General features: G+C 57.3%; 30 protein-coding genes and 1 tRNA gene. 26 read left to right on the plus strand and 5 right to left on the minus strand.

Annotation, left to right across the window (positions count from 1 at the left end):
- The first annotated feature begins 34 nt into the window (after nucleotides 1-34).
- Nucleotides 35-736 (plus strand): Crp/Fnr family transcriptional regulator, encoded by a 702-nt coding sequence (locus B9Z47_RS04170; RefSeq protein ID WP_108329925.1) that lies wholly within the window; start codon nucleotides 35-37, stop codon nucleotides 734-736.
- A 235-nt stretch (nucleotides 737-971) separates the two neighbouring features.
- On the opposite strand, the gene B9Z47_RS04175 is transcribed toward B9Z47_RS04170, so the two are convergent.
- Nucleotides 972-1,319 (minus strand): rhodanese-like domain-containing protein, encoded by a 348-nt coding sequence (locus B9Z47_RS04175; protein WP_108329926.1) that lies wholly within the window; start codon nucleotides 1,317-1,319, stop codon nucleotides 972-974.
- 149 nt (nucleotides 1,320-1,468) lie between these two features.
- Here B9Z47_RS04175 and B9Z47_RS04180 point away from each other — a divergent pair, with 149 nt between their 5' ends.
- Nucleotides 1,469-2,746, plus strand: a complete 1,278-nt coding sequence (locus B9Z47_RS04180; RefSeq protein WP_108329927.1) for an NAD(P)/FAD-dependent oxidoreductase — start codon at nucleotides 1,469-1,471, stop codon at nucleotides 2,744-2,746.
- A gap of 57 nt (nucleotides 2,747-2,803) precedes the next feature.
- Here the strand turns inward: B9Z47_RS04180 and B9Z47_RS04185 are convergent, their stop codons facing one another.
- Nucleotides 2,804-3,427 carry a cyclopropane-fatty-acyl-phospholipid synthase family protein gene (locus B9Z47_RS04185; RefSeq protein ID WP_108329928.1) on the minus strand — a complete coding sequence of 208 codons (624 nt, stop codon included), beginning with the start codon at nucleotides 3,425-3,427 and terminating at the stop codon, nucleotides 2,804-2,806.
- Nucleotides 3,428-3,636: 209 nt separating this feature from the next.
- On the opposite strand from B9Z47_RS04185, the gene B9Z47_RS04190 reads away from it, so the two are divergent.
- The 4 genes from B9Z47_RS04190 to B9Z47_RS04205 all read left to right on the plus strand — a co-directional run bounded on the left by B9Z47_RS04190 (nucleotide 3,637) and on the right by B9Z47_RS04205 (nucleotide 6,025).
- Nucleotides 3,637-4,068 carry a rhodanese-like domain-containing protein gene (locus B9Z47_RS04190; RefSeq protein WP_108329929.1) on the plus strand — a complete coding sequence of 144 codons (432 nt, stop codon included), beginning with the start codon at nucleotides 3,637-3,639 and terminating at the stop codon, nucleotides 4,066-4,068.
- A 177-nt stretch (nucleotides 4,069-4,245) separates the two neighbouring features.
- Nucleotides 4,246-4,599, plus strand: a complete 354-nt coding sequence (locus B9Z47_RS04195; RefSeq protein WP_108330089.1) for a carboxymuconolactone decarboxylase family protein — start codon at nucleotides 4,246-4,248, stop codon at nucleotides 4,597-4,599.
- A 3-nt stretch (nucleotides 4,600-4,602) separates the two neighbouring features.
- Nucleotides 4,603-5,052: an OsmC family protein gene (locus tag B9Z47_RS04200; RefSeq protein ID WP_108329930.1), complete on the plus strand. Its 450-nt coding sequence runs from the start codon at nucleotides 4,603-4,605 to the stop codon at nucleotides 5,050-5,052.
- 1 nt (nucleotide 5,053) lies between these two features.
- Nucleotides 5,054-6,025, plus strand: coding sequence for an MBL fold metallo-hydrolase (locus B9Z47_RS04205; protein WP_233253639.1), 972 nt, complete (start codon nucleotides 5,054-5,056; stop codon nucleotides 6,023-6,025).
- A 26-nt stretch (nucleotides 6,026-6,051) separates the two neighbouring features.
- Here B9Z47_RS04205 and B9Z47_RS04210 read toward each other — a convergent pair whose 3' ends face one another.
- Nucleotides 6,052-6,297, minus strand: a complete 246-nt coding sequence (locus tag B9Z47_RS04210) for a metal-sensitive transcriptional regulator (RefSeq protein ID WP_019430145.1) — start codon at nucleotides 6,295-6,297, stop codon at nucleotides 6,052-6,054.
- A gap of 120 nt (nucleotides 6,298-6,417) precedes the next feature.
- Entirely contained in the window at nucleotides 6,418-6,753 is a 336-nt protein-coding gene (locus tag B9Z47_RS04215) for a helix-turn-helix transcriptional regulator (protein WP_108330091.1), read from the minus strand.
- Nucleotides 6,754-6,902: 149 nt separating this feature from the next.
- Here B9Z47_RS04215 and B9Z47_RS04220 point away from each other — a divergent pair, with 149 nt between their 5' ends.
- The 20 genes from B9Z47_RS04220 (at nucleotide 6,903) to B9Z47_RS04315 (ending at nucleotide 25,434) form a co-directional block, all read left to right on the plus strand.
- Nucleotides 6,903-7,964: an efflux RND transporter periplasmic adaptor subunit gene (locus tag B9Z47_RS04220; RefSeq protein ID WP_108329931.1), complete on the plus strand. Its 1,062-nt coding sequence runs from the start codon at nucleotides 6,903-6,905 to the stop codon at nucleotides 7,962-7,964.
- 10 nt (nucleotides 7,965-7,974) lie between these two features.
- Nucleotides 7,975-11,190: an efflux RND transporter permease subunit gene (locus tag B9Z47_RS04225; protein ID WP_108329932.1), complete on the plus strand. Its 3,216-nt coding sequence runs from the start codon at nucleotides 7,975-7,977 to the stop codon at nucleotides 11,188-11,190.
- 43 nt (nucleotides 11,191-11,233) lie between these two features.
- Nucleotides 11,234-11,443: a DUF2892 domain-containing protein gene (locus B9Z47_RS04230; protein WP_108329933.1), complete on the plus strand. Its 210-nt coding sequence runs from the start codon at nucleotides 11,234-11,236 to the stop codon at nucleotides 11,441-11,443.
- Between the two features lie 18 nt (nucleotides 11,444-11,461).
- Entirely contained in the window at nucleotides 11,462-12,850 is a 1,389-nt protein-coding gene (locus B9Z47_RS04235; protein ID WP_108329934.1) for a TolC family protein, read from the plus strand.
- Between the two features lie 29 nt (nucleotides 12,851-12,879).
- Nucleotides 12,880-13,260 carry a rhodanese-like domain-containing protein gene (locus tag B9Z47_RS04240; RefSeq protein WP_108329935.1) on the plus strand — a complete coding sequence of 127 codons (381 nt, stop codon included), beginning with the start codon at nucleotides 12,880-12,882 and terminating at the stop codon, nucleotides 13,258-13,260.
- A 139-nt stretch (nucleotides 13,261-13,399) separates the two neighbouring features.
- The gene (locus B9Z47_RS04245) at nucleotides 13,400-13,708 is read left to right on the plus strand and encodes a c-type cytochrome (protein ID WP_108329936.1); all 309 of its coding nucleotides are present in this window, start codon (nucleotides 13,400-13,402) and stop codon (nucleotides 13,706-13,708) included.
- Nucleotides 13,709-13,829: 121 nt separating this feature from the next.
- Nucleotides 13,830-14,153: a hypothetical protein gene (locus B9Z47_RS04250; RefSeq protein WP_108329937.1), complete on the plus strand. Its 324-nt coding sequence runs from the start codon at nucleotides 13,830-13,832 to the stop codon at nucleotides 14,151-14,153.
- 172 nt (nucleotides 14,154-14,325) lie between these two features.
- Nucleotides 14,326-14,898 (plus strand): DUF302 domain-containing protein, encoded by a 573-nt coding sequence (locus tag B9Z47_RS04255; RefSeq protein ID WP_108329938.1) that lies wholly within the window; start codon nucleotides 14,326-14,328, stop codon nucleotides 14,896-14,898.
- Between the two features lie 25 nt (nucleotides 14,899-14,923).
- On the plus strand, nucleotides 14,924-16,231 hold the full coding sequence (locus B9Z47_RS04260; protein ID WP_199226243.1) for an OmpP1/FadL family transporter: 1,308 nt from the start codon (nucleotides 14,924-14,926) through the stop codon (nucleotides 16,229-16,231).
- A 131-nt stretch (nucleotides 16,232-16,362) separates the two neighbouring features.
- Nucleotides 16,363-16,692 (plus strand): helix-turn-helix transcriptional regulator, encoded by a 330-nt coding sequence (locus B9Z47_RS04265; protein ID WP_108329939.1) that lies wholly within the window; start codon nucleotides 16,363-16,365, stop codon nucleotides 16,690-16,692.
- The gene (soxC, locus tag B9Z47_RS04270) at nucleotides 16,689-18,053 is read left to right on the plus strand and encodes a sulfite dehydrogenase (protein ID WP_233253640.1); all 1,365 of its coding nucleotides are present in this window, start codon (nucleotides 16,689-16,691) and stop codon (nucleotides 18,051-18,053) included. The genes B9Z47_RS04265 and soxC overlap by 4 nt, the downstream gene beginning before the upstream one ends.
- Nucleotides 18,037-19,119, plus strand: coding sequence for a c-type cytochrome (locus B9Z47_RS04275; protein ID WP_108329940.1), 1,083 nt, complete (start codon nucleotides 18,037-18,039; stop codon nucleotides 19,117-19,119). Before soxC ends, B9Z47_RS04275 begins: the two co-directional genes overlap by 17 nt.
- A gap of 70 nt (nucleotides 19,120-19,189) precedes the next feature.
- Entirely contained in the window at nucleotides 19,190-19,645 is a 456-nt protein-coding gene (soxY, locus tag B9Z47_RS04280; protein ID WP_108329941.1) for a thiosulfate oxidation carrier protein SoxY, read from the plus strand.
- A 52-nt stretch (nucleotides 19,646-19,697) separates the two neighbouring features.
- Nucleotides 19,698-20,009: a thiosulfate oxidation carrier complex protein SoxZ gene (soxZ, locus tag B9Z47_RS04285; protein WP_199226244.1), complete on the plus strand. Its 312-nt coding sequence runs from the start codon at nucleotides 19,698-19,700 to the stop codon at nucleotides 20,007-20,009.
- A 79-nt stretch (nucleotides 20,010-20,088) separates the two neighbouring features.
- Nucleotides 20,089-20,892 (plus strand): sulfur oxidation c-type cytochrome SoxA, encoded by an 804-nt coding sequence (gene soxA, locus B9Z47_RS04290; RefSeq protein WP_108329943.1) that lies wholly within the window; start codon nucleotides 20,089-20,091, stop codon nucleotides 20,890-20,892.
- A gap of 18 nt (nucleotides 20,893-20,910) precedes the next feature.
- Nucleotides 20,911-21,567, plus strand: a complete 657-nt coding sequence (gene soxX / locus B9Z47_RS04295; protein ID WP_108329944.1) for a sulfur oxidation c-type cytochrome SoxX — start codon at nucleotides 20,911-20,913, stop codon at nucleotides 21,565-21,567.
- Nucleotides 21,568-21,625: 58 nt separating this feature from the next.
- Nucleotides 21,626-23,362, plus strand: a complete 1,737-nt coding sequence (gene soxB, locus B9Z47_RS04300) for a thiosulfohydrolase SoxB (protein WP_108329945.1) — start codon at nucleotides 21,626-21,628, stop codon at nucleotides 23,360-23,362.
- 78 nt (nucleotides 23,363-23,440) lie between these two features.
- A complete protein-coding gene (locus B9Z47_RS04305) occupies nucleotides 23,441-24,439 on the plus strand; it encodes an MBL fold metallo-hydrolase (protein WP_233253641.1) in 999 nt (332 codons plus the stop codon).
- 49 nt (nucleotides 24,440-24,488) lie between these two features.
- Complete coding sequence (locus tag B9Z47_RS04310; protein ID WP_108329947.1) at nucleotides 24,489-25,211, plus strand: cyanophycinase; 723 nt, start codon at nucleotides 24,489-24,491, stop codon at nucleotides 25,209-25,211.
- A complete protein-coding gene (locus B9Z47_RS04315; protein WP_146185750.1) occupies nucleotides 25,183-25,434 on the plus strand; it encodes a hypothetical protein in 252 nt (83 codons plus the stop codon). The genes B9Z47_RS04310 and B9Z47_RS04315 overlap by 29 nt, the downstream gene beginning before the upstream one ends.
- Nucleotides 25,435-25,457: 23 nt before the next feature.
- Here the strand turns inward: B9Z47_RS04315 and B9Z47_RS04320 are convergent.
- Nucleotides 25,458-25,532 (minus strand) — tRNA-Arg (locus tag B9Z47_RS04320).
- Nucleotides 25,533-25,622: the final 90 nt, after the last annotated feature.

The raw sequence follows: 25,622 nt of genomic DNA on the forward strand, positions 1-25,622 counted from the left end.
TCAAGACCGGCTCGCGCGTGCTAAATTCAAAAGCATGATTCCCATCAAAATAGATTCGGCTTGGCAAGGCACCTCGGACTGCCGCAGCTGCGCCATTCGCGACATGGTGCTGTTTGCCGACCTGAATGAGCAGGACTTTGACGAGATTCACACACCCATTGATGACATGGTTTTTGCCGCAGATGCGGCGCTGTACACCGAAGGTGAAAAGGCCTTGGGCGTGTTCACCTTGCGCAAGGGCATGGTCAAACTGGTGCGTGCGACTGCGGACGGTCGTGAGCGCATCGTGCGCGTATTGCGCCCTGGTGATGTGGTGGGTCTGGAGGCATTGGCCAACGCACGCTATGACAGCGAAGCCGTCGCGCTGGTGGAAGCCCATGTGTGCCGCATTCCACTGACGGTGCTGCACCATCTGTCAGCGAACTCGCCCCGCTTGCACAAACGCCTGATGCAAAAGTGGCAGCAGGCATTGAAGGATGCCGACGATTGGCTGGCTGATTTGAATTTCGGCTCAGCGCGCCAGCGCGTGGCGGCTTTGGCGCTCAAGATGCGCGACCCCGATCGGCCGAACATCACCTCGTTCTTTGCCCGCGATGACATGGGGGCCATGCTCGACATCAAACTGGAAACCGTGAGTCGCGAAATCAGCAGCCTGGTGCGTGACGGTGCCTTGAAGCCATGTGACAAGCAAGGGCGTCGGTATGAAATTTCCAATGAAGGGATTTTGCTGCGCTGACCTGGCTAAGCGTGGCTAGCCTTTTCCGGCGGCATGGCGTCAGGCTTTTCCCAAACCCAAAGGCTTGCTGATCACGCTTTTGCTTGGGCGTGATGGCCGTTTGCAGCTGGCTGAAAAGGTCAGATGTTTGCCGAAGATGTGCAGGCGATCACGCAGTTGCTGGGCTGATCTTCGGGGCTTTCAGAATTCCAGGTCGTGGCTTGTAGAAACTCTTGTTGGTGGCTGTGCATGAATGTCAGGCCATGAAGTTACGCCAGGTGCCAATGTTGTAAACCTGCTTGTAGCCGTTCTTTTTCAGCAGCAATTTGGCCATGCCACTGCGTGTGCCGCTGGCACAGGCCAACACCACGGGCGCAGAGGTGGGTATGTCGCCCAAACGCTGGCTCAATACATTCAAGGGAATGTTGCAGGTGCCGGGCGCATTGCCCGCAGCGAACTCGGCTTCAGAGCGCACATCCACCAAGATGGCCCCTTCGCTTTTCAGGTGAGGCAGCATGGCCATGACGCGCCGGGCATTCCACCATTTGTAGCCAAACCAAAGTGCCAAGGCCATCATGGGCCAATAGTCCTGAATGAATTTCATGGGTGTTTTTGCGTGAGTTGGTGGGCGGCATGTTCAAGGGTCTGAATGTGTAATATAAGCCATGGTAAATATTTGATTGGGCATTTGATCCACATCAATTTGATTTTGCGTGCTTGTTTCATGATCACCTCCATTCACAGGAGACAGACATGGCCCACATCGTGATCATTGGCGCAGGCATTGGCGGCATGCCCATGGCATTTGAAATGAAAGAGCAGGCAAGACCCGAGGACCGGGTGACGGTGATCAGCGAATCGTCCAGGTTCCATTTCGTGCCTTCGAACCCCTGGGTGGCGGTCGATTGGCGCAAGCGCAAAGACATTGAAATGGAGATTGAGCCGACGCTCAAGCGCAAAGGCGTTGAATTGATTGCGCAAGCGGCCAAGCGTGTCCACCCAGAGAGCAACCAGGTCGAGTTGCTTGATGGCACCCAGGTCGATTACGACTATCTGGTGATTGCCACAGGCCCTAAATTGGCGTTTGATGAAATTCCGGGTCTGGGGCCTGATGGTTTTACCCAATCGATTTGCCATGTGTCCCATGCCGAAACGGCCAAGCTCAATTGGGACCGTTTCACGGCCGATCCCGGCCCCATCGTGGTGGGGGCGGTGCAAGGCGCTTCGTGTTACGGGCCTGCTTACGAGTACGCCATGATCATGGACACCGATCTGCGCCGTCGCAAGATCCGTGACAAAGTGCCCATGACTTATGTGACCTCGGAGCCTTACATCGGTCATTTGGGTTTGGGCGGTGTGGGCGATTCCAAGGGCTTGCTTGAATCGGCCATGCGTGAGCGCCACATCAAGTGGATTTGCAACGCCAAGACCACCAGGATTGAAGAGGGCCAGATGTTCGTGACCGAGCACGATGAGAATGGTCAGCCCAAAAAAGAGCACATCTTGCCGTTCAAGCACGCGATGATGCTGCCCGCCTTCAAAGGGGTGGATGCGGTGTTTGGCATCGAAGGTCTGACCAACCCGCGGGGTTTCATCACCATCGATGAACACCAGCGCAATGTCAAATTCACCAACATTTTCAGCGTGGGGGTGTGCGTGGCGATTCCACCTGTGGAGCCCACGCCGATTCCTGTGGGCACGCCCAAGACGGGCTTCATGATCGAGTCCATGGTGACCGCTGCCGCCCACAACATTCGTGACATGCTGGACGGTCGTGAGCCGAGTCACAAGGCTACATGGAACACGGTTTGTCTGGCCGATTTTGGCGACACGGGCGCAGCCTTTGTGGCGCTGCCACAAATCCCGCCCCGCAATGTGAGCTGGTTTGCCGAAGGCAAATGGGTCCATTACGCCAAAGTGGCTTTCGAAAAATACTTCATGCGCAAGATGCAAAAAGGCACCTCAGAGCCTTTTTATGAAAAGATGGTCATGGACATGATGGGCATCGTGAAGCTCAAGGACAAAAAGTGAGGCGTTCGCCGTGGCGCCTGCAAGGCCACGACGCTTGAACTGAAGGGTTTCAGGCGTTCAAACCAAAGGCTTGCGGGCTGTCAAGCCCAGCAGGCCCGACATGCCCTTGTGGCCCGTGCCTTCGGTGATGTCGGCCTCGTAGGTGCGCAGGTCCAGGATGTCCAGGTGCCCAAAGGCGTCCAGCATCAAGGTCTCGTCGTACATGTGGGCCAGTTTGCCGGGACCGCCTGTGTTGAAGTCCAGCTGCCTGGGGGTGTAGCCCTGAATGATCAGGGTGCCGCCGGGTTTCAGGCTCGTGTCCATGCGGTGGAACAACTGGGTTCGCTCGGCGGGTGTCGCAAACTGGAAAAAAATGCCCACGATGTTGTCGTAATGGGCGGCTTGCCAGTCAAACGACTGCCAGTCGCTGCAAACCATGTTGACCGTGACCTGGTGCTTGCTGGCCAGGGCTTGTGCCTTGCGCAGCGCGTTGTCTGAAAAATCAAATGCATCCACCTGCAGGCCTTGTCGGGCCAGCCAGACGCCGTTGCGACCTTCACCATCCGCCAGTGCGAGTGCCGTACCGGGTACCAGGTGCGCCGCTTGCGCTTGCAAATAGGCGTTGGGGGCTTCGCCAAACACATAGTGTTCGGTGTTAAAGCGCTGGTTCCAGGTGTTTTGCGGGTTGTTGAAAGTGGTCATGTTGGAGGTCTTCAAAAGAGTTGGCCAGGAGGCCGTGAATGTGAGTATATTTGCAATGACTTATAAATTGGCGTCATTGACCCCGGTGCCTTGGAACTCCTGCGGACTGTAGTCGTGAAGATGTCCTGAACCGTTGATTTCAATCGTTGAAGAGTGGAACCATTGTGCGAAGAGCACACCGTTTTTAACCCGTTTTTATAGGCGTTTTCATGTCGTTTGCTCAATCCATATTTTGGCGTTTTGTTTTCATCGGCGCGTGCGTGCTGGGGGTGCAGGCCTGCTCACCGCAGGTGATGGCAGAGGCGGTCACGCTGGAGCAGGCCCGTGCCGAGCATGAGGCGGGAAGGGTGTTGATGATTGACATTCGCGAATCCGAAGAGCACGCCACGGGTGTGGCCCAAGGCGTGCGCTTGATGCCCATGAGTCAGGTGCCCCAGCGCATGGCCGAGATACCCAAGCAAGCCGACCAGCCGGTTTTGCTGATCTGCAATACCCAAAACCGTTCGCGGGCAGTGACCGAAGCGCTGCGCGAGCAAGGTTTCACCAACGTCCGTTATGTTGCCGGCGGCATGAGCGAGTGGGCCCGGCGCGGCTGGCCCATGGTCAAGCCACAAAATTTGCTCGCTCCTGGCAAGTTTTGAACTGAGGTGCATCACGAGCGGTATCCAGCATCTGTTCAGGTGTTTGTCTTGATCTAAGGCAAGTCAGTGGTCAATGCGTACTTATAAACTTTTGCTTATGTATGACCCGTGTGGCCTGTGCGTCACCAGGGTCTGTGCCCCATCCAATTTGTCGCCACAAAACGAAAGGTGAAATCCATGAGCACTTTTGATCATCCCGGCTTGATGCAAGACATCAACGAATGCTTGGTGCCGTTTCGCAAAAGCCAGCCCGACGCGATGAAAGGCTTTGGCCAATTGGCCCAGGCGGCCATGGCCGAGGGGGCGTTGAGCACCAAACACAAGGAGCTGATGGCCTTGGCCATTGGTGTGACGCAGCGCTGCTCAGGCTGCATTGGTTTTCATGTCAAAGCCTTGATCAAACTCGGGACCACACGGGCCGAGCTGGATGAAATGCTGGCGGTCTGTGTGTACATGGGCGGCGGGCCGGCCTTGATGTATGCCGCAGAGGCCGTCAAGGCCTGGGATGCTTTGCAAGCGCCGCAGGATTGAGTCATGAGCGAAAAACTGATATCGGTCACGCTGACCCAGCAGCACGATTACCGCTTCGACATCCGTTTTGACGACAGCATGCCGTTGCTGACCAGCGACGAGCCTGCGCCTTTGGGCACGGGCTTGGGGCCATCGCCTGTGCAGTTGTTGTGTGCCGCCGTTGGCAATTGCCTGAGCGATTCGCTGTTGTTTGCTTTGCGCAAATTCAAGCAAGTACCGGAGCCCTTGCGCTGTGAGGTGCAAGCCCAGGTGGGCCGCAACGCCGATGGTCGCATGCGCGTGCTGGCGATGGTGGCCACGTTGCGCTTGGGCGTGAGTGCCGCCAAGCTCGATCAGATCGAGCGAGTGCTGGGTCAGTTTGAGGACTTTTGCACTGTGACCCAAAGCGTGGGGCAGGGCATCCCGATCCAGATTCGTGTGCTCGATGCCGATGGCCTCTTGCTCAAGTCTTGATATGAAAAATTTTTACAAATCCTGCTCAAAGATTTTCCGTGTGTTGGCCTTGAGCCTGATGGGTTTTGCGGCCTTGAAGTCATTTGCTCAGCCGGTCAGTGAGACGCTCTATGTGCCTCGGGCTGTGCAGGTCACGGGTCCGGTTTATGCCATCGTGGGGCCTTTGGGGCAGCGCAGTCCGGCCAACGCTGGGCTCAATGCCAATTACGGTTTTGTGGTGTCGACCCATGGGGTGATCCTGATCGACAGTGGTGCCAGTGCCCACAGTGCGGCTTTGCTGGCCCAGGCTGTCAAGGCCGTGACCTCCAAACCGATACGATGGGTGATGAACACGGGTTCCCAAGACCACCGCTGGTTGGGCAATGGCTACTTTGCAGCACAGGGGGCAGAGGTCCACGCCTTGGCGGGCACGGTTCAGACTCAGCAGGCTTTTGCATCGCAACAGGTGACAGGTTTGCAGCGCTTTTTGGGAGATCAACTGCAGGGCACAGTGCCCCGTTATGCCAGCGCTGTGCATCCCGGTCCTGAAAAAACGCTGGAAATCGATGGCGTACATATTCAGTGGATCACGACCAACGCCCACTTCCCGGGCGACACGATGATCCACTTGCCAGCACACAAGCTCACCTTCGCGGGTGACTTGGTGTACGTGGACCGGATGTTGGGTGTCTTGCCGCAATCGAATGTGCGCCTGGCACAAGCTGCTTTTGCCAAGCTGCAGGCATTGCAGCCGCAGCATCTGGTGCCCGGCCATGGTCGCGTGACGGACATGGCGCAGGCCAAGCGCGAGACGGGGGACTATTACGCGTTCCTGATTGAGAAAGTGGGCAGCGCTGCACGAGACATGGAGCCCATGGGCGAGACTTTGAACAATCTGGCCCAGCCCCCCGCTTTTTTACATTTGCAGAACTTTGACGAGCTCCACCGTGCCAACATGAGCCGGGTTTTTGTGGATTTCGAGGCCAACCCTTAGAAGCTGCTGGTCTTCTGGGTGAAAGATCAGGCGAATTTGGTCAGCATTTCTGCCACATGCTCCGGTGACTGATCGCCTTGCTCGATCATGCAGCCGACCATGGAGAAAAAGGATTTGTCCAGTGCTTTGCGTGCAGCGGCCATTTGCTGGGCAATTTTTTCGCAATCAGCATCGGCTTCGATCAGTTTTTGCAAACCACGCAGCTGGCCCTCAATCCGGGCCAGGCGGGCACACAGGTTTTTCTTTTTCTCGGCGTTCACGATGCGGCTCATGCAGGTCTCCTGAAGGCCCTCGGCAACAATGAGGACCGTTTCAAAGGCCATGATAGCTTTTTGTGATTTTGTCCGTTTTGTGGCGGGAAAGATGCGGGCGCGGAGCCCTCGCAGAGGGGATCAGCTGGGCGTGAACACGGCGCGGTCGCTGGAGGTTTGTGCGTACTGGCGGGCGATGTTGCTGCACACCAAATCGCACAGTGCATAAATAGAGGGGTCGCTTACGCGGTAGAACACACTGACGCCGCGGCTTTCGCGTTCCACCATGCCATGCTGCGCCAAGTAAGAAAGGTGCCGCGAGACGTTGGCTGCCGAATAGCCACTTAGCTGGGCCAAATCGCCCACATTGCGCTCATGTTCGCGCAGCAAATTCAGAATTTTCAGGCGCGTAGGCTCAGACAACGCCTGGAAATAGGCGGCGATCTGGTCCAAGGCTTTGTCTGGCAGGTCTTTCATGGTCAACTCCATTAGACAGGGATTTTTGCCATGGAAGAGCACCAGGCTTGAAATGATTGTATCATTGCGTGATAATGCAAATAAGCAATTGTGCAAATTTGAAATTTAGACAGCCATTGGCCAACCAACGGTTTGCCGGAGATATTTCGATGAAAAGACGCTTAATTCTGGGCTCGGCCTTCACCCTTGCTGCGTTGCAGATGGTGCCACTGTGGGCCACCACCGACACCCCCAAAATCGTGGCAGTCACGACCAACACGGCCGGTGCCACAGAGGTCAGCCTAGACGCCGTGGTCGAAGCAGTCCGCCAAGCCACTTTGTCCACCCAGGTGGCGGGCACCATCGTGGGCCTGAATGTCAAAGCCGGTGACCGCGTGCGCGCCGGGCAAGAGTTGCTGCGCATCGACGCCAGTGCCGCCCAGCAGCAGGTGGCGGGCAGCAGCGCCCAACTCGAAGCTGCGCAAGCCAACCTGAACGTGGCCAGCAAAGAGCTGGATCGTCAAAAGCAACTCTTCCAAAAGCAATACATCAGCCAAGGTGCGCTCGACCGTGCCCAAGCCCAGTGGGAAGCAGCTCGTGCCCAGGTGCAAGCCCAGCAGGCCCAGACCCGCGCGGCGCAAACACAAACCGGGTTTTTCAGCGTGCGTGCCCCGTTTAACGGGGTGGTGTCTGATGTGGCCGTGACCTTGGGTGACATGGCCATGCCCGGCCGCCCCATGCTGACCATGCATGACCCGTCGGCTTTGCGTGTGAGCGCGTCTGTGCCGCAATCGATGCTGGAGGGCGTGCGCAACCAGTTGACGGTGGTGCGTTATGAGATTTCTGGCCACAGTGCCCAGCCAGCGGCTGCAGGCGCGGCTCAGCTGCTGCCTTCCGTGGACCCAGTGACGCACACTGCGCAACTGCGGATGAACCTGCCCGCTGGCACCGAGGGCCTGGTGCCCGGCATGTTTGCCCGCGTGTGGCTGCCTGGCGTCAAAACAGCCAGCACAGCAATGAACGCAAAAGTCACACCGGTATTTTTGCCCCTGTCGGCGATTGTGCGTCGCGCTGAAATGACTGGGGTGTATGTCATGGACGCACAAGGCAAGCCCCGCTTGCGTCAGGTGCGCTTGGGCCGTGTGAATGGCCAGAATGTGGAAATTTTGTCGGGCGTGAGCACGGGTGAAAAAATCGTGACCGATCCCGCCACGGTCACCACCAAACCTTGAAAGCAGCCCCATGAACGAGCCAAAAATGGGCATTTCGGGCCGCATCGCAGCGGCTTTCCAAAGCGCACAAATCACGCCTTTGTTGGCGCTGGTGGCATTTTTGCTGGGCGTGTTTGCGGTGATGGTGACCCCCCGCGAAGAAGAGCCGCAAATCAACGTGACCATGGCCAACGTGATCGCGCCTTTCCCGGGTGCGTCGGTGCGCGACGTGGAGCAAATGGTGGCCATTCCGGCCGAGCAGGTGCTGTCCAAGATCGCGGGCGTGGAACATGTGTACTCGGTCTCTCGCCCCGGTGTAGCGATCATGACGGTGCAGTTCAAGGTGGGCGTGCCGCGCACCGAGGCGCTGGTCAAGTTGCACGACACGATCCGAGAAAACGCCGACTGGTTGCCGCGCAACCTGGGCTTGCCCGAACCGCTCATCAAGCCCAAGGGCATTGACGATGTGCCCATCGTGTCGCTGACGCTGCACGGCCGCACACCGGATGTGAGCGCTTTTGATCTGGAGCGCGTGGCGCACAGCATCGAAGCCGACATCAAGCGTGTGCCCGGCACCCGCGATGTGGTGACGATCGGTGGACCACGCCGTGCGGTGTTGGTGCAAATAGACCCGCAGCGCATGAACGGTTCGGGCGTCACGGTGCACGATCTGCGCATGGCTTTGCAGTCGGCCAACTTGGGTTTGCCGGTGGGCGACTTGTTGGGTGGCAACCAAAGCGTGGCGATTGACGCGGGGCCGCACCTGTCGCAGGCCTCTGAAGTGGCCGACCTGGTGGTCCAAGTGGTGCAGGGCAAGCCGGTGTTTTTGAAAGACGTGGCCGATGTCCAGGACGGACCCATGCCCGCCGCACGCTATGTCTGGCACGGCAACAACGCGAAAAACGGGGGTGAAGAGTTCGCCGCCGTCACGCTGTCCGTTACCAAAAAATCGGGCGAAAACGCCATCGATGTGGCCAATGGCGTGAAAAACCGTGTGGCCAAACTGCAAGGCACCGTGATCCCCGACAACGTCGAGGTGGTGGAGACGCGCAACTACGGCGAAACCGCCAACGACAAAGCGCAAAAGTTGATTCAGAAATTGCTGTTTGCCACCGCGTCGGTGGTGGCGCTGGTGTTCATGGCGCTGGGTCGGCGCGAGGCCGCCATTGTGGGCGTGGCCGTGATCTTGACCCTGACCGCGACATTGTTCGCTTCCTGGGCCTGGGGCTTCACGCTCAACCGTGTGTCGCTGTTTGCGCTGATTTTCTCCATCGGGATTTTGGTGGACGATGCGATCGTGGTGGTGGAAAACATCCACCGCCACCAGCAGTTGTACCCCGGCAAAACCTTGCGTGACATCATTCCTGGTGCGGTGGATGAAGTGGGTGGTCCCACCATTTTGGCCACTTTCACCGTGATCGCGGCGCTTTTGCCCATGGCGTTTGTCAGTGGCCTGATGGGTCCTTACATGAGCCCGATCCCGATCAACGCGAGCTTGGGCATGTTGTTGTCGCTGGCCATTGCTTTTGTCATCACGCCTTGGTTGGCGGGCATGTGGATGAAGCCCCTGACCGGTCATGCGCATGACGCGCTTGGAGGCCACAGCGGCCTGAGCGCCAAGCTCGAACCGCTGTTCGAGAAAGTTTTCAAGCCCTTGCTTGACCCCCAATTCGGCGGGCGCAACCGCAAGTTGCTGGGTTTGGGCATTGCCGGTTTGATCGCTTTGTCGCTGGTCTTGCCAGCCACCGGTTTGGTCATGCTCAAGATGCTGCCCTTTGACGACAAGTCGGAGTTTCAGGTGGTGGTGGACATGCCCGCAGGCACGCCGCTGGAAAAAACAGCCGCCGTCATGCGCGAGCTGGGCGGTCACCTGGCCACCGTGCCCGAGGTCACGCATTACCAGGCCTATGTCGGCACCGCTTCGCCCATCAACTTCAACGGTTTGGTGCGCCAGTACTACCTGCGTGCAGGCTCTGAGTTGGGGGACATCCAGGTCAACTTGGTGCGCAAGTCCGAGCGCAGCGACAAGAGCCATGTGATCGCCACCCGCGTGCGGCCGGCTTTGCAAGAGATCGGCCGCAAGCACGGCGCCAACGTCAAGGTGGTCGAAGTGCCACCAGGCCCACCGGTGATGTCGCCCATCGTGGCCGAGATTTACGGGCCTGACGCCGAAGGGCGTCGCCAGGTGTCTAAGGCCGTGCGTGCTGTTTTCGAGAAAACCGAGGGCGTGGTCGATGTGGACGAAAGCGCGATTGTCGATGCGCCGCGCAAAGTCTTGTTGGTGGACCGCCGCAAGGCCGCAGTGCTCGGCGTGTCGCAGCAAGCCATCGTGACCACTCTGCGTTCGGGCTTGGCAGGCGAAGACGCCACCTATCTGCACGATGGCAGCAAATACCCGGTGCCCGCGCTGATCCAGTTGCCCGCTCAGCTGCATGGCGACTTGGACGCCTTGCTGCAGCTGGGTGTGAAAAGCGCCACGGGCAAAGTGGTGGCCATGCGCGAGTTGGTCACTGTGAGCGACACGCTGCGCGAGCAGCCCATCATCCACAAAGACATGCTGCCGGTGAACTTTGTCATGGCCGATATGGCAGGCAAGGTGGACAGCCCCTTGTATGGCCTGTTCAAAATGCGCGGCGATGTGGCTCAGATCCAGGCACCTGATGGTCAAAAGGTGGAGGAGTACTTCATCCACCAGCCCGACGACGCATGGCGCGGCTACAGCATCAAGTGGGATGGCGAATCGCAGATCACCTACGAGACCTTTCGTGACATGGGCGCGGCTTACGGTGTGGGCCTGATCCTGATCTATTTGCTGGTGGTGGCTCAGTTTGGTTCTTACCTCACGCCGCTCATCATCATGGCGCCGATTCCGTTGACCATCATCGGGGTCATGCCGGGTCATGCACTGTTGCACGCGCAGTACACCGCCACCAGCATGATCGGCATGATCGCGCTGGCCGGCATCATTGTTCGCAACTCGATCTTGCTGGTGGACTTCATCAACCTGCAGGTGCAAAGCGGCATGGCATTTGGTCGTGCCATCGTGCAGTCGGCCATCACCCGCGCTCAGCCCATCATGCTGACGGGTCTAGCGGCCATGATCGGTGCTTTCTTCATTCTGGACGACCCGATCTTCAATGGTCTGGCCATCTCGCTGATCTTTGGCATTTTTGTGTCCACTGTGCTGACGCTGGTCGTCATTCCGACTTTGTATTACGTGGCGTACCGCAAAAAGTACGGCGCTTGACCAGCTTGTTTCGTTTCTTTTTCATCAACAGGAGTCAATCATCATGAAATCTTGGCAAATCGTTCGTTTGGTCGCTGGTACCTTCATCTTGTTGTCTTTGGCACTCGGTATTCAGGGTAGCCCCATCTTTGTGAGTGAATGGTGGTTGGCTTTCACTGCTTTTGTGGGTGCCAACTTGCTGCAAAGTGCCCTGACCAAGTGGTGCATGATGGAGACGATCCTCAGCAAGTTGGGTGTTGAGCGCGGCTGCTGATCAGAAGGCCAGCGCGACATGACCCCGTCACGATTGAACCTTAAACGCCTGAGTGGCGCGCTATTGGTCGCTGCGCTCTGCGCCCCCGCTGCGCAGGCGCTGGACCTGCTGCAAACTTGGGAGCAGGCGCGCCAGCATGACCCGCAGATGCAGGTGGTGCAAGCCACCCGTTCCTCGGTGCAAGCCTTCGAAGCGCAAGCCCAATCACTGTGGCGACCCGTTGTGATGGGCAGTGCCACGGTGGGGGCCATGTCGGCAGACACCCGCATGCAAGGCGCCCAATTTTCTGCGCCCGGTTTTGGCCAATCCAATGGCGTGTCTTTTGGCACCTCGGCCAGTGCCGCGACCTCCACGCGCTGGTCCTTGCAAGCCAAACAACCCCTGTACAGCCCTGAACGCCAGGCACAGCAGACGCAACTGCAGCAATCTGCTGGCATGGCCGAATGGCGCGCCGATGAGGCTCAGCAGCAGTTCATGTTGCTGACGGTGCAGCGCTACTTCAATGTCTTACTGACCGAGCGACAACAACAGGTTTTGAAAAACCAATACGCTGCCGTGCAGCGCTCTCTGGCTGAAGCCCAGGACCGCTTTGCCATCGGCGATTTGCCGGTGACTGACACGCATGAAGCAGCGGCCCGTGCCTCGGGTTTGCAAGCGCAGTTGCTGGTGGCCGAGAGCGAACTGCAAATGGCCCGTCAGGTGCTGGCCGAATCCACACGCATACAGCCTGAGGTCATCAAACCCCAAGCTCCTCAATCCGCCGTGTCGGTCACTGCATCACCCCCTTTGGACCAGGTGCTGGCCCGGGTGCGTGAAGCCAACACCGGCTTGCGATTGAAAAAAGCTCAGTGGGACGTGGCTCGACAAGAGGTCAACAAGCACCAAGCCCGCGGGGGTGTCACGCTTGATTTGGTAGCCCAGGCCGGGCGTGAACGCCTGAGCGGCGACGGCGACTTTGGCCCTGCCAGCAACACGCAATACCAGAAGATGCTGGGCCTGAGCCTGAACGTGCCCTTATACACAGGCGGCTACCGCAGCGCCAAACTGCAAGAGGCCGTGAGTGCGCAAGCGCAGGCCGAGGCCGAATACGAGATGGCCATGCAGCAAACCCAGCAGCAAGCCCGATCTGTTTGGTTGGCCTTGCAAACCGGCCCCGCCCGTTTGTCGGCCTTGCAAGCCGCATGGAAAGCCAGCACTGCCAGGCTGGACGCCACGCGTTTGGGCCGTCAAGTGGGGGATCGCACCACGCTGGAGTTGCTGCAAGCGGAAAACGACTCAGCCCAGGCTGAACTGGCCTGGCTGCGCGCACAGACCGAGCTACTGGTCACCCGCTTGCAATTGGATGCATTGACTGGCAGTTTGTCGGTCCAAAGCCTGCAGGCCTTGAACGCCCAGTTGACCCCCTGAAACCCCATTTTCGAACCACAAGGACCACCATGAAAACAGCCCACGACCTGGTCGCCCAAGCCAAATCCATCATCCGCGAAGTGGCTTTGCATGAGGCAGAAGCGGTCATTCAGCAAGCCGATGTGTTGATGGATGTGCGCGAAGCCGACGAATTTTCTGCAGGCCACTTGCCCGGTGCTGTGCTGGTCCCCCGTGGCTTGCTGGAGTTCAAGCTCAGTGCCACTCCTGCGTTGTCGTCGCGTGATCTGAAGGTCGTCGTTTACTGCAAAACCAGCGGGCGTGCAGCTTTGGCTGCGCAAGCCATGCAAAGCATGGGTTATTTGAATGTGACGTCGATTGCGGGTGGCTATGATGCGTGGGCCACTGCAGGCAAGCCAGTGGTCAAGCCCGAGTCACCATCGTTCGAATGAGCTCATGGGGACTCCTACGGCTTGCGCGCGCCCTGTTTATCCGTGAAATCCCTGATGCGCAAATGCTATCCGTAGCACGAACAGCAGCTTGATTTAGGTTAAATTAGCGAACGATTATATAAAACCCTTTGGAGTCTTCATGAAACTTATCCTGACTGTGGCTGCCGTCTCGGCCTTGGCGTGTGCCCCAGCCTTTGCCAACCTGGACATGGCCAAGAAAAATGCCTGCATGGCGTGCCACGCTGTGGACAAGAAGCTGGTGGGCCCGGCTTACCAAGACGTTGCCAAAAAATACAGTGGGCAAAAAGACGCTGCGGCCACTTTGGCCAAGAGCATAAAGGCCGGTGGTGCTGGCAAGTGGGGTCCTGTGCCCATGCCTGCCCAGGCCGCGTTGAACGATGCTGACGCCTTGACTTTGGCCAACTGGATTTTGGCTGGTGCCAAATAAATGCCAAGCCTGAGTAGATGGGCTTGAAAACATGATTTTGTAGAAAGCACGATGGGTACTCGTGGCTTTTTTTGCCGCTCCAGGGTGATCCTTTGAGCGGCTTTTTTGACTGGAAAACCCCATGACACTGCGCAACGCTGCGGGCCTGATGCTGGCCCTGGTTCTGGTCGGGCTTCATGCGCAAGCTCAACCGGACATCTTCAAGAACGCAGACCTCCAGTTGGGGGTCAAGTTGATTGCTGACAACCAATGTGTGGCCTGTCACGTCTCCAAGGTGGGGGGCAATGGCAGCGCCATTTACAAACCCCAAGGCCGCATCAACACGGCGGCATTTTTGCGAGGAATGGTAGAGCAATGCAACACCGAATTGAACTTGGGCATGTTTCCTGAAGAGGTGGAAGCGGTGGCTGCCGTGCTCAATCGGGATCATTACAAGTTCAAGTGAATGCTTTCAGTCTCTACATGCAAGAGCCAAATTTATACTTTACCCCATAGGGTATAGGGTATCTGCCAATACCTAATTTCTCCAGGGTCATGGATGATGCGCATCAACTCAGCAAGACACAAGGCTTGTGTCGAGCCAAAGTACATCAATGCATGACGACCGGAGACATTCAATGCGCAAATCTTTCACGTGGATCAAATGGGCCGTTTTGGCCAGTTCAGTTTGGCTGACCGGCTGCGGCACCATCAGCACCATGGGCAAGCTCGAAGCCGGCGCAGCAGCCGAAGCCGGGCGCATGTGGGACAGGTGGGTCGAAGGTGAGGGTGATATCGCGATTGCCACCACATGGGAGCGCAAAGTTAAGCCTGGCATCACGGCCAGTGAAGTCGAGCAAGTGCTCAAGCAAGTGGCCACCGAACGCAACATGAAAGACGTGGGCACCTTGCCCTTGTCCAAAGAACTCGAAGCCCGGACCGGTCAGAAACAAAAACTTCTGACGGTTTATTCGTTTTGTACGCCTACAACTGCGCGTCGAATGGTTGACTTCAGCCCGCACATGGCTGCATATCTCCCTTGCAGAATCTCGTTGGTTGAAAAAGAAGACGGTCTCTGGATGTACACGCTCAACATGGACATGATGGTCAAGATGGGGCGCAAGCTGCCTTCTCCATTGAAAGAAGAGGCCCGAGCTGTGCGCGACACCATCTGGGAAATGATGGAGCGCGGCCACAAAGGTGAATTCTGATTTAAACCGACCAGGAGACAAAGACATGAAACAAATCAACATGCTGCGCGCCACCGTGATGGCCGCTGTTTTTGCTGCAGGCTCGGCGGCTTGGGCGACCGATGGCTACTTTCCGCACGGTTTTGGGATGAAGTCAAAAGGCATGGGCGGGGCCTCAGTCGCGGTGATCGACAACGCCTTTGCTGGCATCAACAATCCGGCCGCTTCTGTGTGGGCAGGACACCGTGCCGAAATTGGAGTGGACGTTTTCAGTCCTAAGCGCAGCGCGGCGCGTTCGGCCCCTGGCTTTGGCGGCATGCTCGAAGGCGATGTGAAAAGCGATGGCAGTGCCTTTGCTGTCCCAGAGTTTGCGTACAACACAAAAATAGATGATCGCAGAAGTTGGGGCGTTACCGTCTATGGCAACGGCGGCATGAACACTGAATACCCGGGTGGCAATGTCATGTGCATGAACCCCAACACGGGTCAGCCTTACCAAGGCAATTTGCTGTGCGGTCAGGGCAAGCTGGGTGTTGACCTGATGCAACTGATCATTGCTCCAACTTTCGGCTTCAAAATCGATGCACAGCATTCGGTGGGGGTATCTCCTCTGTTGGTGATGCAGCAATTCAAAGCCACTGGCTTGGATGCGTTTGCTGGTTTTTCAATGGCGCCGGCGAAGGTCAGCAATACGGGAACAGAGCGCAGCACGGGCCTGGGTGTCCGTTTGGGTTATCTGGGACAGTTGACCGATACCCTGAAGTTGGGTGTGACCTATTCACCCAAGATCAAGATGAGCAAATTCGACGAGTACGCCGGTTTGTTTGCGGATGCAGGCTCCTTTGACATTCCTGAGAACTACGCGCTGGGTCTCAATGTTCAGGTCACGCCAGCCGTGTCAGTGGCCGCTGATTACTCTCGCATCAACTACAGCGGCGTGACTTCCATTGGCAACGCGATGAGCAATTTGATGGCGGGCAGCCCCATGGGTTCGCTCAATGGTCCTGGTTTTGGCTGGTCCGACGTCCATGTGTTGAAGTTGGGTGTTCAGTGGCAAGCCACACCGACCATGTTGCTGCGTGTTGGGTATAACCAGTCCACCAATCCGGTCAAACCCGAGAACGTGACCTTCAACATCCTGGCCCCCGGTGTGATCAAGCAGCACTACACCTTGGGCGGCACGTACGCATTGAGCAAGGCATCGGAGTTCACCTGGGCTTACATGTATGCACCCAAAAACACGGTGACCGGGGCGTCTATGTACAACGCCATGATGCCCGGCGCATCAGGCATCACCGAAACCGTGCGCATGTCTCAGCAATCGCTGGGTGTGCAATACGGCTGGAAGTTCTAAGGTTGTAATGGAAAGCATCTGATCATCCTTTTTTGATCAGATGCTCGGGTTGGTGTAATCCCTGATTCATGTTTATCGTTTGACGTATATATTCATACATCCGAATATAAAGATTTAATGAAAATAGCAGCATGGCAGACGAGACCGATGAAGTATTTGACAAGGCAGCAGATCTGTTTGCTGTCATGTCGACACCGATTCGCTTGCGGATCATCAGTCAGTTGTGCCAGGGGGAAAAGAACGTGGGGCAGTTACTTGAAAACATTGGCGTACCCCAGCCGAATATGTCTCAGCACTTGAATATTTTGTTTCGCTCGGGCGTGTTGGGCAAGCGCCGTCAGGGTGCTCAGATGTTTTATCGAATTGCAGACGAAACTGCAGCGAAGGTTTGTCGTGCGGTCTGTACGCAACTGGCCATCGGTGTGGTTGAAAAGGATCAAATTAACAAGGAGTTTGTGTGAACGCAGACAGTATCCAATCAGGAAGGGTGCAAAAAGCACCTGAAAATTTCCTGACCCAAAATGGGATCAAGGAGGTCTTTGCCGAAGGCAAAAAAGGCCGCAGAGATTTCATTCGCAACGCATTTGCGGCTGCGGCAGCAGGCGCAGCAGCACCCATGGTGTTGGCGCAAGGCAACCCTGTGCCGACCGAGGGCGGCGATCCGAACATCTTGAATTTGCCAGAGCATGCGACCAACCTGGGTCAGGGTGTGGCGGTTGAAGGTTATGGCAAGCCCTCCAAATTCGAGGCAAACTTGCAGCGCCGTCAAAGCCCGGGCTTGACGCAAACCACCCAAGCCTCGGTGTCTTTTGCGCCATTGCAGTCCCTGTTTGGCATCGTGACGCCCAGTGGCTTGCATTTCGAGCGTCACCACCAAGGCTGGTGGGACATCGATCCGTCCAAGCACCGCTTCATGATCAACGGCATGGTCAAAAAGAACATGGTGTTCACCATGGACGAGATCATGCGTTTGCCGTCGGTTTCGCGTTTCCACTTCATTGAGTGTGGCGCCAACACCGCGGTTGACTGGGGCAACGTGGCGGTGCCTACGGTGCAATACACGCACGGCATGTTGTCTTGCAGCGAGTTCACGGGCGTGCCCCTGATCACCTTGCTCGAGCTGGCCGGTGCCGACCTGAAAAATGGCAAGTTTGTGCTGGCCGAAGGCGGTGACGGTTCCTCCATGACACGAACCATTCCGATGAGTTTGATCACGTCGGGAGAAGTGATCGTGGCCTACGGCCAAAACGGCGAAATGTTGCGTCCGGAAAACGGCTACCCGCTGCGTCTGGTGGTGCCAGGCGTTCAGGGTGTGAGCTGGGTTAAGTACCTGCGCCGTGTCGAAGTCGGCGACAAACCTTACGCAGCCAAAGACGAGGCCATTCACTACATCGATTTGCAGCCGGGTGGCTTGCACCGCCAATACACCAACATCCAGGAAGTCAAGAGTGTGGTCACCACACCTTCTGGTGGCCAGGTGTTGCTGGACAAAGGTTTTTACAACATCACGGGCCTGGCTTGGTCGGGCAAGGGCAAGATCAAGCGCGTGGACGTGTCCACCGATGGCGGACGCAACTGGCGTCAGGCGCGGCTGGAAACCCCCGTTTTGTCCAAAGCTCTGTCCCGTTTCAATATCGACTGGGTGTGGGACGGCAAGCCCGCCATCATCCAAAGTCGCGCACAAGACGAAACAGGCCATGTGCAACCCACATACCAGCAGTTGCGCGCCGTTCGCGGTACCCGCTCCATTTATCACAACAACGCCATCCAGTCGTGGTTGGTGCAGGAAAACGGTGAGGTGAAAAATGTCCAGGTTTCGTGAAGCCTTTTTAACGGCGGCTTTGTTGGCGATGGCCACTTGGGCTTCGGCGCAAAACACCCCCTATCCCGGTGTGGGCCGTGTTGCCACACCCAAAGAAGTCGCCAAGTGGGACATTGATGTGCGTGCAGACTTCAAGGGCCTGCCAGCAGGTTCTGGCTCGGTGGCCAAAGGTCAGGATGTATGGGAGGGAAAATGCGCCCAATGTCATGGTGTGTTCGGCGAATCGGGTGAGGTGTTCAGCCCCCTGATTGGTGGCACAACCGCACAAGACATCAAGACAGGGCGTGTCGCCAACCTCAACCGTTCGGACTATCCTGGCCGTACGACCATCATGAAAGTGTCGACGGTCTCCACCTTGTGGGATTACATCAACCGCGCCATGCCCTGGACCAGCCCTAAATCGCTCAGCACGGAAGAGGTCTATGCGGTCACAGCTTTCTTGCTCAACTTGGCGAACATCGTGCCGGACAACTATGTCTTGTCGGACCAGAACATCGCCGAAGTGCAAGAACGCATGCCCAATCGAAACGGCATGACCACACAGCACGCCATGTGGCCCGGCAAGGAGTTTGGTGGCACCGTTCAGCCCGATACTGTCAACAAGATCTGCATGAAAGATTGCACACCCGAGCCCAAGCTGGCGTCTTTCCTGCCTGACTTTGCACGCAATGCCCACGGTAATTTGGCCGAGCAAAACCGCATCGTGGGCCCGCAGCGTGGCGCCGACACCACCCGACCTGAACCCAAGGCGGGAGCCGTGGTGTCTGCAGCACAAACTGCCGCCCCAGCCATAGCGCCCAAGCCAGAAAACGCCGAAGCCAAAGCCGCCATTGCGTTGTTGAACAAGCACAGCTGCACCGCCTGCCATGGCGTGGACAAGAAAATTGTCGGACCGGGTTTCAATGAAATCGCCAAAAAGCACGCCGGTAAAGTGGATTACCTGGCAGGCAAAATCAAGGCGGGTGGTTCAGGTGTTTGGGGGCCGATCCCCATGCCGGCACAAGGGCTGCCCGATGCAGATGCCAAAAAGATTGCCGAATGGATTTCCAAAGGGGCCAGCAAGTGACAAGGGGATAATCCCGTTGAACTTGTGAACCAGTTTCATTAGCATCATTCAATCACAAAGGAGATTTCAGATGCAAACACGTCGCGAGACACTCAAGCAAAGCGCTGTCGTGGCCGGTTTGCTGGCTTCGGCTGGCTTTCCCCAGTTCGCACATGCCGCTTTCAACAAGGCGGCTTTTGATGCCAAGTCCGTGCAAGACGCTGTCAAAGCCTATGGCGCAGCCAGCTTGGCCGAAAGCAAGGACGTCACCATCACCGGTCCAGACATCGCAGAAAACGGTGCTGTGGTGCCTTTGGGTGCCAGCACTTCATTGCCCGGTGTCAAGCAGTTGCTGATCTTGGTCGAGAAAAACCCGGCCGCTTTGGTGGCCATGTTCCAAGTCAGCGATGCAGTAGACGCCAACTTTGCCACCCGCGCCAAGATGGGCCAATCTTCGGATGTGTACGCTGTGGCCATCATGGCCGACGGCAAGGCACTGTGGGCCAAAAAAGAAGTGAAGGTCACATTGGGGGGCTGCGGCGGTTAAGCCCGGTCTTCAACGCCTTCAAAACATTCACCGAAAGATTTAGGAGAGAAAAATGGCAGATCCAATGCGCATTCGTGCCCAAGCCGCTGGCGACAAAGCAACCGTTCGTGTGCTCATGAGCCACGAAATGGAATCCGGTCAGCGCAAAGACGCTTCCGGCAAAACCGTGCCTGCCTGGTTCATCCAGGAAGTCACCGCTTCGCTCAATGGCAAGCCCGTGCTGGCCGCAGAATGGGGCCCCGCCGTGTCAAAGAACCCGTTCATGCAGTTCGCCATCAAGGGGGCCAAGGCGGGTGACAAGGTGGCCGTGACCTGGAAAGACAACAAGGGCGACACCCGTACCGACGAAGCCACCGTATCCTGAGCCTGCAGGTGCGGTAACCAGGGTGAAGTTGCGTTCTTCACCCTTTTTCGTTTGATACCCATCCCCCCTTGAGGTGACCATGAGAAAAGCCATTCACATTTCAATTGCTGCTGCACTGGCCTGGTCTTTTGTGCCCGCCATGGCGCAAAAAACCGCCAGCCAGGGCATTGACGAATACCGCGCCATGCTGGCCGACGGTAATCCCGCCGAGCTGTTTGAAGCCAAAGGCGAAGACCTTTGGAAACAAGCCAGAGGCCCCAAAAAGGTTTCGCTTGAAAAGTGCGATCTGGGCAAAGGCGCTGGCGTTGTGAAAGGGGCTTTTGTCGAGTTGCCTCGTTACTTTGCCGACACGCAGCGCGTGCAAGACCTGGAGTCGCGCCTGCTGACCTGCATGGAAACCTTGCAAGGATTCAACGCGGCAGAAATCGCCAAGACGCCGTTTGGCCGCGGCGAAATGGCCAATGTGACTGCTTTGGCCACCTGGATCTCTGCCGAATCCAAGGGGCTCAGGTTCAACCTGTCCCAAGCCCATTCGCAAGAAAAAACGTTTTATGAAGTGGGCAAGCGCCTGTTCTTCCAGCGTGGCGGACCTCACGACTTTTCCTGCGCTTCTTGCCATGGCGAAGAAGGCAAACGCATCCGTTTGCAGGATCTGCCCGTCCTGACCAAGAACCCCGGAGATGGTTTGGGTTTTGCAGCCTGGCCCGCATACCGCGTTTCCAACGGTCAGATGTGGAGCATGCAACTGCGCCTGAACGACTGCTACCGGCAACAGCGTTTCCCTTACCCCGGCTTTGCCAGTGATGCGACCATTGCCCTGGCCACGTACCTGGGTGTGAATGCCAAGGGCGCGGCTTCGGTGGCTCCCGCCATCAAGCGTTGATCTGATCAGGAGACCTTCATGAACAAAAAGACTTCAATTGTGTTGGCCAGCCTGACCGCCGCTGTGGTGGCTGCCGGTTGTGCCTCGGCCCCTTCCGTGGCCGAACTCAATGCCTTGACCGACCAGATTGTCAAAGCCTCCTTCCGCGACCAAGGGCCTGTCAAAGTCGAGCGCATCACCGCCACCGATGCAACCAACCGCGCTTGCAGCGAAGCCGATGTGGCCGGCAAGCCACTCGATGAAAAGACGGCCAAGGCGCTGGAAGAGGCCAACCTGAAAACCATCAAATGGCCATCGGACGGCCAATTCATCGGGGACTGGAAGCAAGGCGAAGCCATTGCCCAAAGTGGCCGCGGCCTGACCTGGACGGACGATGCCAAAACCGCCAATGGCGGCAATTGTTATAACTGCCATCAGATCAGCAAGGAAGAAATCTCCTATGGCACGATTGGCCCCAGCCTTTACAACTACGGCAAGATCCGTGGTGTGTCCGATCCTGCCAGCCCTGCCAGCAAAGCCATTGTGGAATACACCTGGGGCAAGATCTGGAATGCCAAGGCCTACAACGCCTGCTCGAACATGCCACGTGCTGGCCACATGGGCATTCTGAACGAGTCGCAGGTGCGGCACATCGTGGGCTTGTTGCTCGATCCCAAGTCACCCGTCAACCAGTGATTTCTAAAACCCGGCTGGTCCGGGTTTTTTTGGTCAACATATATCAGTGATTGCAAATATGAACCTCACCAAACGCGAATTTATCCAGGTCATGGGCGCGGGCACCATGGCCGGCATGAGCATGGGCAAGTTTTCTGAAGCCAGTGCGGCCACAGCAGCCCATGGGCTGTACGACATTCCCAAATTCGGCAACGTGTCCTTTTTGCACATGACCGATTGCCATGCGCAGCTCAAACCCATTTATTTCCGGGAACCCAGCATCAACATGGGCATTGGCACCATGCAGGGCAATTTGCCGCATCTGGTGGGCGAGCATTTGTTGCAAGTGGCCAAGATCCGGCCCGGCACGGCTGAAGCCCACGCCTTGACTTATCTGGATTATGAAAAAGCCGCCCGGCGCTATGGCAAGGTGGGGGGCTTTGCACACTTGGCCACGTTGGTCAAACGCATGAAGGCCAGCCGCCCCGGGGCCTTGTTGCTCGATGGCGGCGACACTTGGCAAGGTTCGGGCACCAGCCTGTGGACCAACGGGCAGGACATGGTCGATGCGTGCAAGTTGCTGGGCGTGGACGTGATGACCGGTCACTGGGAGTTCACCCTGGGCATGGCGCGCGTGAAGGAAATCGTCGAGAAAGATTTTGCGGGCAAAGTCGATTTCGTGGCGCAAAACGTCAAGACCAATGACTTTGGTGACCCTGTGTTCAAGCCCTATGTCATCCGCGAGATCAATGGCGTGCCTTGCGCCATCATTGGCCAGGCCTTTCCCTACACCCCGATCGCCAACCCGCGCTATATGGTGGCCGATTGGGAGTTCGGCATCCAGGACCAGAACATGCAGAAAATGGTCGATGAAGCCCGAGGCAAAGGGGCGCAGGTGGTGGTGGTCATCAGCCACAACGGCATGGATGTGGACCTCAAGATGGCCAGCCGTGTCAGCGGCATTGACGCCATCATGGGCGGTCACACGCATGACGGCATGCCGGTGGCCAGCATCGTCTCCAACAAAGGCGGCAAGACCATCGTCACCAACGCGGGATCGAACGGCAAGTTTCTGGGGGTGCTGGACTTCGATGTCAAAGACAAGAAAGTCAGCGATTTCCGCTACAAGCTGCTGCCCGTGTTCTCCAACATGCTGCCCGCCGACAAGGAGATGGATGCCCTGATCACCAAGATCCGCGCACCTTACGAAAGCAAGTTGGCTGAGCAACTGGGTGTCTCCGAGGGGCTGCTGTACCGCCGAGGCAACTTCAACGGCACGGGCGACCAGTTGCTGGTCGATGCGCTGCTCGATGTTCAGGGGGCCGAGATCGCGTTCTCTCCCGGTTTCCGCTGGGGCACGTCCTTGCTGCCGGGCCAGGCCATCACGCGTGAATGGTTGCTCGACATGACGGCCACCACGTATTCGTACGCCACCGTGACCGAGATGACCGGTGAGACCCTCAAGACGGTGCTGGAAGACGTGGCCGATAACCTCTTCAACCCCGACCCTTATTACCAGCAAGGCGGCGACATGGTGCGCGTTGGGGGCATGAGTTACAGCTGCAACCCGGTGGGCACCATCGGCAACCGGATTGGCGACATGCGCCTGAATGGCCAGCTGATCGATGCAGGCAAAAAATACAAAGTGGCCGGTTGGGCACCCGTGGCCGAAGAGGCCCGCAACCAGGGCAACAAGCAAATCTGGGAAGTGGTGGAGACATGGCTCAAGACGCAGCCTGGTGGGCGCGTCAAGCCGCGCAAGCTCAATGCCCCCAAGATCCTGGGCGGCTTGCCCAACAAGGGCTATGCCGCATGAGGCGAGTCTGTCGGCCTGCACGTCTTGAAATGCAGTTCTGACACGCTTGCTGGTGCTGTTGTAAAGAGAAAATTGCACATGAAAAGAAGACATTTTTGGATGACAGGTGCGGCTTTGGCCAGTGCAGCGCTTTGGCCAGAAGCGCGCTTGCTGGCGCAACAGGCGCAGGACTTCATTGAAGGCCCGGCTGTGGCCGATATCCCGGCTCGGCAGTTGTCGCCGCATGTCTGGATGATTTTCTCGCCCGATGGTTTCCCCACACCCGAAAACCGCGGCATGATGTCCAACGTGATTTTTGTGGTGACTTCGGCGGGCGTGGTGGTGCTCGATTCGGGGGCTTCATTGCAAATCGGCCAGATGGCGATCCGCATGATCCGCAAGGTCACCGACAAGCCGGTCGTTGCCGTTTTCAACAGCCACTACCACGGCGATCACTGGCTGGGCAACCACGCCTTTGTCAAAGCCTTTGGTCAGCAACTGCCCATTTACGCCTTGCCTTCGACCATTGAAAAGCTCAAAGGCACCGAGGGCAATCTGTGGCGCAGCCTGATGGAGCGCTGGACCAACCAGTCCAGTCTGGGCACTGAGGTGGTGTTGCCCAACACCGCCGTCCAGCATGGTCAGCGCATTCAGTTTGGCGACGTGACTTTGCGCATGCACCATTACGGTACGGCCCATACCCCTTCTGATTTGTGTGTGGAGGTGGTGCAGGACAAACTCACTGCCGTGGGCGACATCGCCATGACCAACCGCATCGCCAACATGGATGAAGGCTCTTATTTGGGTACGTTCAAATATTACAAAGATTTGACGGCTGCAACAGGCGATCAGTTGTGGGCACCCGGCCACGGGGAGCCGCGCAAAGACCTGTTGAAAACCTACGGCGAATTCATGGCGGGCATTTGGGAGCCTTGCCTGCAAGCCGTCAAAGACGGCCGAGGCGAGGCGCAAGCCAAGACGCAGGTGCTGAAAGACCCGCGTGTGCAAGCGCGTGCCAAAACCATGCAGGGCTTTGACGGCAATATCGGCAAGTACATCAGTCTGGCTTTTCTTGAAGCTGAAAATGAGGCTTTTTAAGAAGGTTCACGCACGAACTGACTGACGTGGCATGGGTTAGAGTGCACGCATGAATCGAAGAGACGCAACGGGTCGTATCATCGCCATCGCAGCTTGGGGCATGGCCGCACAGACAGGTTTGTCTGCCTGGGCTCAGAATCCCAAAATATCCCGCTTGGTCATAGTTGGCGGCGCAGAAGACCGTTTGCAGGATCGCCTCATTTTGCGCAAATATGTCGACTACTGTGGTGGCCTGAGGGCCCGTGTCCGCGTCATCACGGCTGCCAGTGGAGACCCCGAGGGGGTTTGGTCCAGTTACCAAAATGCGTTCAGGTCCTTGGGTGTCGAAGATGTTCAGCGACTGGCCATCGATGACCGTGGCAGCGCCCATGCACCAGGGCTGCATGCCGAAATCATGCACGCCGATGGCATTTTCATCAGTGGGGGGGATCAGTCCAAGCTGATGGACACTTTGTGGGACACCCCTGCCTATCAGGCTTTGCACCAGTCCTTTCACTTGAACCGATGCTGCATTGGCGGCACCAGTGCTGGCGCTGCTGTGATGTCACGCCACATGATCGCGCAGGGGCCTGCCGTGCTTCGACCCAGCAAAGAGGCCGTGGACACCGATATCGGTCTGGGCTTGCTGTCGCAGGCGGTGGTGGATCAACACTTTTCGGAGCGCAGACGGTTGGCCCGGTTGTTGTCAACCTTGGCCATGCGTCCGGATTTGTTGGGGGGTCGGTATCGACGAAGACACCGCCTTGGTGATCGAAAACGGCGTGGCCATTGAAGTCATTGGCAAAGGCAGCGTGACCTTGGTGGACCCATCTCAGATGCAGTCGAATGTGGATGAGCTCGAGACCCTGGAACAAATTGAAATGCTGGGTGTTCAGTTGCATTTGCTGCCTGCAGGGCATCGGTACAGTGTGCAATCTGTAGGGCAAAGTGCACGTTCTGCAGCCTTGCGACAAGCCATCTTGCGCCTGGTGGCTTTGGGTCCCATTCGGGGGTGATCCTGCGTGTGCGGATTCAGGTTTGGTGCCCCCGACAGGAATCGAACCTGTATCACTCCCTTAGGAGGGGAGAGTTCTATCCATTGAACTACGGTGGCGAGGCTTGCATTTTACGGGCAATGGCGGCATCCAAAATCCAGATGAATGACATTCGCAGATGAGCATGCAACGTTCAAGCCCAATGCCAG

The sequence above is a fragment of the Limnohabitans sp. 2KL-1 genome (assembly GCF_003063435.1).
Classification (GTDB): Bacteria; Pseudomonadota; Gammaproteobacteria; order Burkholderiales; family Burkholderiaceae_C; genus Limnohabitans_A.

What these genes read in the sequence shown, in the direction of transcription:
- B9Z47_RS04170 (WP_108329925.1), top strand. Translation starts at nt 35, where the DNA reads ATGATTCCCATCAAAATAGATTCGGCTTGGCAAGGCACCTCGGACTGC.
- B9Z47_RS04245 (WP_108329936.1), top strand. Translation starts at nt 13,400, where the DNA reads ATGAAACTTATCCTGACTGTGGCTGCCGTCTCGGCCTTGGCGTGTGCC.
- B9Z47_RS04185 (WP_108329928.1), bottom strand. Translation starts at nt 3,427, where the DNA reads ATGACCACTTTCAACAACCCGCAAAACACCTGGAACCAGCGCTTTAAC.
- B9Z47_RS04215 (WP_108330091.1), bottom strand. Translation starts at nt 6,753, where the DNA reads ATGAAAGACCTGCCAGACAAAGCCTTGGACCAGATCGCCGCCTATTTC.
- B9Z47_RS04275 (WP_108329940.1), top strand. Translation starts at nt 18,037, where the DNA reads ATGTCCAGGTTTCGTGAAGCCTTTTTAACGGCGGCTTTGTTGGCGATG.
- B9Z47_RS04205 (WP_233253639.1), top strand. Translation starts at nt 5,054, where the DNA reads ATGAAAAATTTTTACAAATCCTGCTCAAAGATTTTCCGTGTGTTGGCC.
- B9Z47_RS04230 (WP_108329933.1), top strand. Translation starts at nt 11,234, where the DNA reads ATGAAATCTTGGCAAATCGTTCGTTTGGTCGCTGGTACCTTCATCTTG.
- soxA (WP_108329943.1), top strand. Translation starts at nt 20,089, where the DNA reads ATGAGAAAAGCCATTCACATTTCAATTGCTGCTGCACTGGCCTGGTCT.
- B9Z47_RS04240 (WP_108329935.1), top strand. Translation starts at nt 12,880, where the DNA reads ATGAAAACAGCCCACGACCTGGTCGCCCAAGCCAAATCCATCATCCGC.
- B9Z47_RS04220 (WP_108329931.1), top strand. Translation starts at nt 6,903, where the DNA reads ATGAAAAGACGCTTAATTCTGGGCTCGGCCTTCACCCTTGCTGCGTTG.
- soxX (WP_108329944.1), top strand. Translation starts at nt 20,911, where the DNA reads ATGAACAAAAAGACTTCAATTGTGTTGGCCAGCCTGACCGCCGCTGTG.
- soxB (WP_108329945.1), top strand. Translation starts at nt 21,626, where the DNA reads ATGAACCTCACCAAACGCGAATTTATCCAGGTCATGGGCGCGGGCACC.
- soxZ (WP_199226244.1), top strand. Translation starts at nt 19,698, where the DNA reads ATGGCAGATCCAATGCGCATTCGTGCCCAAGCCGCTGGCGACAAAGCA.
- soxY (WP_108329941.1), top strand. Translation starts at nt 19,190, where the DNA reads ATGCAAACACGTCGCGAGACACTCAAGCAAAGCGCTGTCGTGGCCGGT.
- B9Z47_RS04255 (WP_108329938.1), top strand. Translation starts at nt 14,326, where the DNA reads ATGCGCAAATCTTTCACGTGGATCAAATGGGCCGTTTTGGCCAGTTCA.
- B9Z47_RS04175 (WP_108329926.1), bottom strand. Translation starts at nt 1,319, where the DNA reads ATGAAATTCATTCAGGACTATTGGCCCATGATGGCCTTGGCACTTTGG.
- B9Z47_RS04190 (WP_108329929.1), top strand. Translation starts at nt 3,637, where the DNA reads ATGTCGTTTGCTCAATCCATATTTTGGCGTTTTGTTTTCATCGGCGCG.
- B9Z47_RS04200 (WP_108329930.1), top strand. Translation starts at nt 4,603, where the DNA reads ATGAGCGAAAAACTGATATCGGTCACGCTGACCCAGCAGCACGATTAC.
- B9Z47_RS04210 (WP_019430145.1), bottom strand. Translation starts at nt 6,297, where the DNA reads ATGAGCCGCATCGTGAACGCCGAGAAAAAGAAAAACCTGTGTGCCCGC.
- B9Z47_RS04250 (WP_108329937.1), top strand. Translation starts at nt 13,830, where the DNA reads ATGACACTGCGCAACGCTGCGGGCCTGATGCTGGCCCTGGTTCTGGTC.
- B9Z47_RS04310 (WP_108329947.1), top strand. Translation starts at nt 24,489, where the DNA reads ATGAATCGAAGAGACGCAACGGGTCGTATCATCGCCATCGCAGCTTGG.
- B9Z47_RS04260 (WP_199226243.1), top strand. Translation starts at nt 14,924, where the DNA reads ATGAAACAAATCAACATGCTGCGCGCCACCGTGATGGCCGCTGTTTTT.
- B9Z47_RS04180 (WP_108329927.1), top strand. Translation starts at nt 1,469, where the DNA reads ATGGCCCACATCGTGATCATTGGCGCAGGCATTGGCGGCATGCCCATG.
- B9Z47_RS04225 (WP_108329932.1), top strand. Translation starts at nt 7,975, where the DNA reads ATGAACGAGCCAAAAATGGGCATTTCGGGCCGCATCGCAGCGGCTTTC.
- B9Z47_RS04265 (WP_108329939.1), top strand. Translation starts at nt 16,363, where the DNA reads ATGGCAGACGAGACCGATGAAGTATTTGACAAGGCAGCAGATCTGTTT.
- B9Z47_RS04235 (WP_108329934.1), top strand. Translation starts at nt 11,462, where the DNA reads ATGACCCCGTCACGATTGAACCTTAAACGCCTGAGTGGCGCGCTATTG.
- B9Z47_RS04305 (WP_233253641.1), top strand. Translation starts at nt 23,441, where the DNA reads ATGAAAAGAAGACATTTTTGGATGACAGGTGCGGCTTTGGCCAGTGCA.
- B9Z47_RS04195 (WP_108330089.1), top strand. Translation starts at nt 4,246, where the DNA reads ATGAGCACTTTTGATCATCCCGGCTTGATGCAAGACATCAACGAATGC.